At 74.6% G+C, this 3,924-nt stretch carries 4 protein-coding genes and 1 pseudogene; 4 read left to right on the top strand and 1 reads right to left on the bottom strand.

All coding sequences use genetic code 11. The features are described 5' to 3' along the window. The 4 genes and pseudogenes from VE546_RS24290 to VE546_RS24275 all read left to right on the top strand — a co-directional run. A pseudogene (locus VE546_RS24290) lies at positions 1-853 on the top strand (DNA polymerase III subunit gamma and tau); the annotation flags it as partial. A gap of 301 nt (positions 854-1,154) precedes the next feature. Beyond that, positions 1,155-1,490, top strand: a complete 336-nt coding sequence (locus VE546_RS24285; protein WP_324925876.1) for a YbaB/EbfC family nucleoid-associated protein — start codon at positions 1,155-1,157, stop codon at positions 1,488-1,490. Between the two features lie 104 nt (positions 1,491-1,594). Next, positions 1,595-2,194 carry a recombination mediator RecR gene (recR, locus tag VE546_RS24280; protein ID WP_324925874.1) on the top strand — a complete coding sequence of 200 codons (600 nt, stop codon included), beginning with the start codon at positions 1,595-1,597 and terminating at the stop codon, positions 2,192-2,194. A 4-nt stretch (positions 2,195-2,198) separates the two neighbouring features. Continuing rightward, positions 2,199-2,858: a DUF5063 domain-containing protein gene (locus tag VE546_RS24275; RefSeq protein ID WP_414720567.1), complete on the top strand. Its 660-nt coding sequence runs from the start codon at positions 2,199-2,201 to the stop codon at positions 2,856-2,858. Between the two features lie 94 nt (positions 2,859-2,952). Here VE546_RS24275 and VE546_RS24270 read toward each other — a convergent pair whose 3' ends face one another. Next, a complete protein-coding gene (locus VE546_RS24270) occupies positions 2,953-3,840 on the bottom strand; it encodes an NAD(P)-dependent oxidoreductase (protein ID WP_324925870.1) in 888 nt (295 codons plus the stop codon). Positions 3,841-3,924 lie beyond the last annotated feature (84 nt).

The following is a 3,924-nucleotide window of genomic DNA, read 5'->3' as shown; positions in this document are numbered from 1 at the left end:
GCCGGTCCCGCAGGCTCCGGCCCCGCAGGCCCCCCAGGCGCCGCCCACGTCGGAGGCCGGCCGGCGTCCCGGCGCCTGGCCGACGCCGGCGGGCGGCGGTACGGGGCCGGGCGCGCCCGCCGCGCAGGCGTCCGGCGGTCGCCGCCCCGGCGCGTGGCCGACCCCCGCCGGGCCCGGACGGCAGCCCGAGGTGTCCGCGCCCGCTCCCGCCCCGGCCGCCGCGCCCGCCGCCCCCGCAGCCGCCGCGCCCGCGCCGCAGGGCGGCGGTGCCGCCGGCGGGCAGGGCGCCGCGCAGGTGCGGCAGATGTGGCCCGACGTCCTGGAGGCCGTCAAGGGCCGCCGCCGGTTCACCTGGATCCTGCTCAGCCAGAACGCCCACGTCGCCGGGTTCGACGGCACCACGCTCCAGCTCGGCTTCTCCAACCCCGGCGCCCGCGACAGCTTCGTCAACGGCGGCAGCGAGGAGGTGCTGCGCGCCGCGCTGGCCGACACGTTCGGCGTCCAGTGGAGGATCGAGGCCGTCGTCGACCCGTCCGGCGGTGCGGCGGTCTCCTCGGCGCAGGCTCCGGTCGCCGCCTCCGCCCGGTCGTTCGCGTCCACCGCGCCCGCCGCGGCCCCCGCGGGACCCCCGGCCGCCGCCCCGCCCGCGCAGCCGCCGGCCCCGCGCCCGCAGCAGCCAGCGCCCCAGGCGCCGGTGCGCCGCGAGTCCGAGCCGCCGCCCCCTCCCGTGGCGCCGGAGGACGACATGCCCGCCGAGGACGACCCGGACCTGGACGACACCGCCCTGTCCGGCCACGACCTGATCGTGCGCGAGCTGGGCGCGACGGTGCTGGAGGAGCTGTACCACGAGTGATCCGCCGAGTGATCCGCCGCCCGGCCGCCGCCTGATCACCGGCCTGGTCACCGGCCTGATCACCGGCCTGGCCCCGGTCCGACGGCCGCCCGTCCCCGGCCCCCGGCCCGCCCGTCCCGGAATCCGCCCGCGGAGCGGAAAGGGAGCGGAGGAGGGAGCGGGGAGGGGAGTGGAAAAGGGAGGGGGAAAGACCCCCGCAGGGCGAGGCGAAGAGGCGGGGGGAACGCGTACGCTCAGGGTGTACGGAGTACGAAGGTGCGTACACGTGCGGACACGTCGTCGACGAGCCAGGAGCGAAGCCGTGATTCCCGGTGGTGGCCAGCCCAACATGCAGCAGCTGCTTCAGCAGGCCCAGAAGATGCAGCAGGACCTTGCGGCGGCCCAGCAGGAGCTGGCCGACGCGGTGGTGGAGGGCTCCGCGGGCGGTGGTCTGGTGAAGGCCACGGTCACCGGGGCCGGGGAGCTCAAGGGCCTCGTCATCGACCCCAAGGCGGTGGACCCGGAGGACACCGAGACCCTCGCCGACCTGGTGCTCGCGGCCGTGCGCGACGCCAACAGCGCCGCCCAGCAGCTCCAGCAGCAGAAGCTCGGCCCCCTCGCCCAGGGACTGGGCGGGCTGCCGGGCATGCCGTTCTGAAAACCGGATACGAGCGTACGGTCAGTGCTGGGACGACCGTACGAGGGACGACCGGAGCGAGAGCGGCGAGAACGGCACGAACGGGAAGAGTGGAGTAGGCGACCGTGTACGAAGGCGTGGTTCAGGACCTGATCGACGAGCTGGGCAGGCTGCCCGGCGTCGGTCCCAAGAGCGCGCAGCGGATCGCCTTCCACATCCTCCAGGCCGAGCCCGCCGACGTCCGCCGGCTCGCCCACGCACTGACCGAGGTGAAGGAGAAAGTCCGGTTCTGCGAGGTCTGCGGCAACGTCGCGGAGGCCGAGCGGTGCAGGGTCTGCCTCGACCCGCGCCGCGATCCGGCGGTCATCTGCGTCGTGGAGGAGCCCAAGGACGTCGTCGCGATCGAGCGGACGCGTGAGTTCCGCGGGCGCTACCACGTGCTCGGCGGCGCGATCAGCCCGATCGAGGGAGTGGGCCCGGACGATCTGCGGATAAGGGAACTGCTGGCCCGGCTCGCCGACGGCACCGTCACCGAGCTGATCCTGGCCACCGATCCGAACCTCGAAGGGGAGGCGACGGCCACCTACCTCGCGCGCATGGTGTCCTCCATGGGCCTGCGCGTGACCCGCTTGGCCAGCGGCCTCCCCGTCGGAGGAGACCTGGAGTACGCCGACGAGGTCACGCTGGGACGTGCCTTCGAGGGGAGAAGACTGCTCGATGTCTGAAGCCATGCCGGAGACGAGGAACCCGAACCAGGGTCCGGACGACTTCGCGGTACAGATCGCGGACCAGATCGAGAGTTTTCTCGTGGCGGTCACCGAGGTGGCCAAGGGGGACGAGCCGGACAGCGCCGTTCCGTTCCTGCTGCTGGAGGTCTCCCAATTGCTCCTCGCGGGCGGCCGGCTCGGCGCGCACGAGGACATCGTCCCCGAGGAGCGGTACGAGCCGGACACCGGCCCCGAGCCGGACGTCGACGACCTGCGGCTGCGCCTCGCCCAGCTCCTGGACCCGGTGGACGTCTACTCGGAGGTCTTCGACCCGTACGCGCGCAGCGCCCCCGTCGCCTGCCGCATCTCCGACGACCTCGCCGACGTGATCACCGACCTGCGGCACGGCATGGCCCACTACCGGGCGGGGCGGGTCAGCGAGGCGCTGTGGTGGTGGCAGTTCTCCTACCTCTCCAACTGGGGGCCCACCGCCTCGGCGGCCCTGCGCGCCCTCCAGTCGCTGGTCGCCCACGTCCGCCTGGACACCCCGCTGGACGAGTTGGACGGCCTGGACACCGACAGCGACGCCGCGGCCGACGACGGCGAGCTGGAGCGGCAGGCGGGCGCGGTGATGGCGGCGGAGATCGCCGCCCCGCTGGGCATCAAGCCGACCCTGGACTGACCCGCCCGTACGGACTCCGCAGCGGACTCCGTACGGACGGAGACCGGCCCCGTGGCCCGGGCGCGCTTCGCCCGGCCGCGGGGCCGCTCGTGTCTCAGCTCCGGACGGTCCCCCGGACGGCCTCGACGGTCCGGGCGAAGGAGTCGTCCCCGTGCCCGGCGTCCAGCCCGCGCCGGGCGAGGTCGTGGGCGGCGGAGATCACCGAGGCGTCGAGCCCCCGGGCCTTGGTGGCCTCCACGATGTGCGCCATGCCGGTCGCCGCCGACCGGAGGTTGGAGCCCTCGGGTGGGAACTCGCCGTCGCCGATCTGCTGCGCGTACTCGTCGATGATGTCCGGCAGGAGGTTGCTGATCCCCTTGGCGTAGGGGGCGAGGGCCTCCGGGGCGATGCCCTCGGCCGTGCCCAGCGCGAAGGCGTGGACGATGCCGGACATCGCCGTCCAGAACACGTCCAGCAGGGCCACGTCGTGCGCCGCGGCCCGGCCCGGGTCCTCGCCGAGGTGCACGGACGTGCCGCCGAGCGCCTCCAGGGTGGCCCGGTGCCGCTCGTAGACGTCCTTGGGTCCGCTGTGGAGGACGACCGCCGACGGGCCGCCGATGAGGTACGTGGGGACCATGATCGCGCCGTCGAGGTAGTCGATCCCGTGCGCGGCGGCCCACTCGGCGGTGGCGCGGGCGCGGTCGGGGGTGTCCGCGGTGAGGTTGACCAGGGTGCGTCCCGCGAGGGAGTCGGCGTGGGGGCCGACGATCGCGTGCACGGCGTCGTAGTCGAGCACGCACACCACGACCAGCGGGCTGGCCTCGATCGCCCGGGCCGCCGAATCGGCCTCCACGGCGCCGCGTTCGACCAGGTCGGCCGCCCGCCCCGGGGAGCGGTTCCACACGGTGGTGGGGTGGCCCGCGGCGAGGAAGGCGGCGGCCAGGGCCTGGCCCATCGGGCCGAGGCCGAGGACGGTCACGGGCGTGGCGGGGGAAGAAGGCATGGAGGTCTCCGGAAGACAGGGGAGGGTGGGATTGGCGCTGCCGCGAAGGTGGTGGAGGGCAGGCGGAACCAGGCTCCGTCCTCG

The organism is Streptomyces sp., from assembly GCF_035644915.1.
Taxonomy (GTDB): Bacteria; Actinomycetota; Actinomycetes; order Streptomycetales; family Streptomycetaceae; genus Streptomyces.
Note: the sequence above shows the minus strand (reverse complement) of the source record. Positions and strands in the feature narration are given on the sequence as shown.

What these genes read in the sequence shown, in the direction of transcription:
- VE546_RS24275 (WP_414720567.1), top strand. Translation starts at nt 2,199, where the DNA reads ATGCCGGAGACGAGGAACCCGAACCAGGGTCCGGACGACTTCGCGGTA.
- VE546_RS24270 (WP_324925870.1), bottom strand. Translation starts at nt 3,840, where the DNA reads ATGCCTTCTTCCCCCGCCACGCCCGTGACCGTCCTCGGCCTCGGCCCG.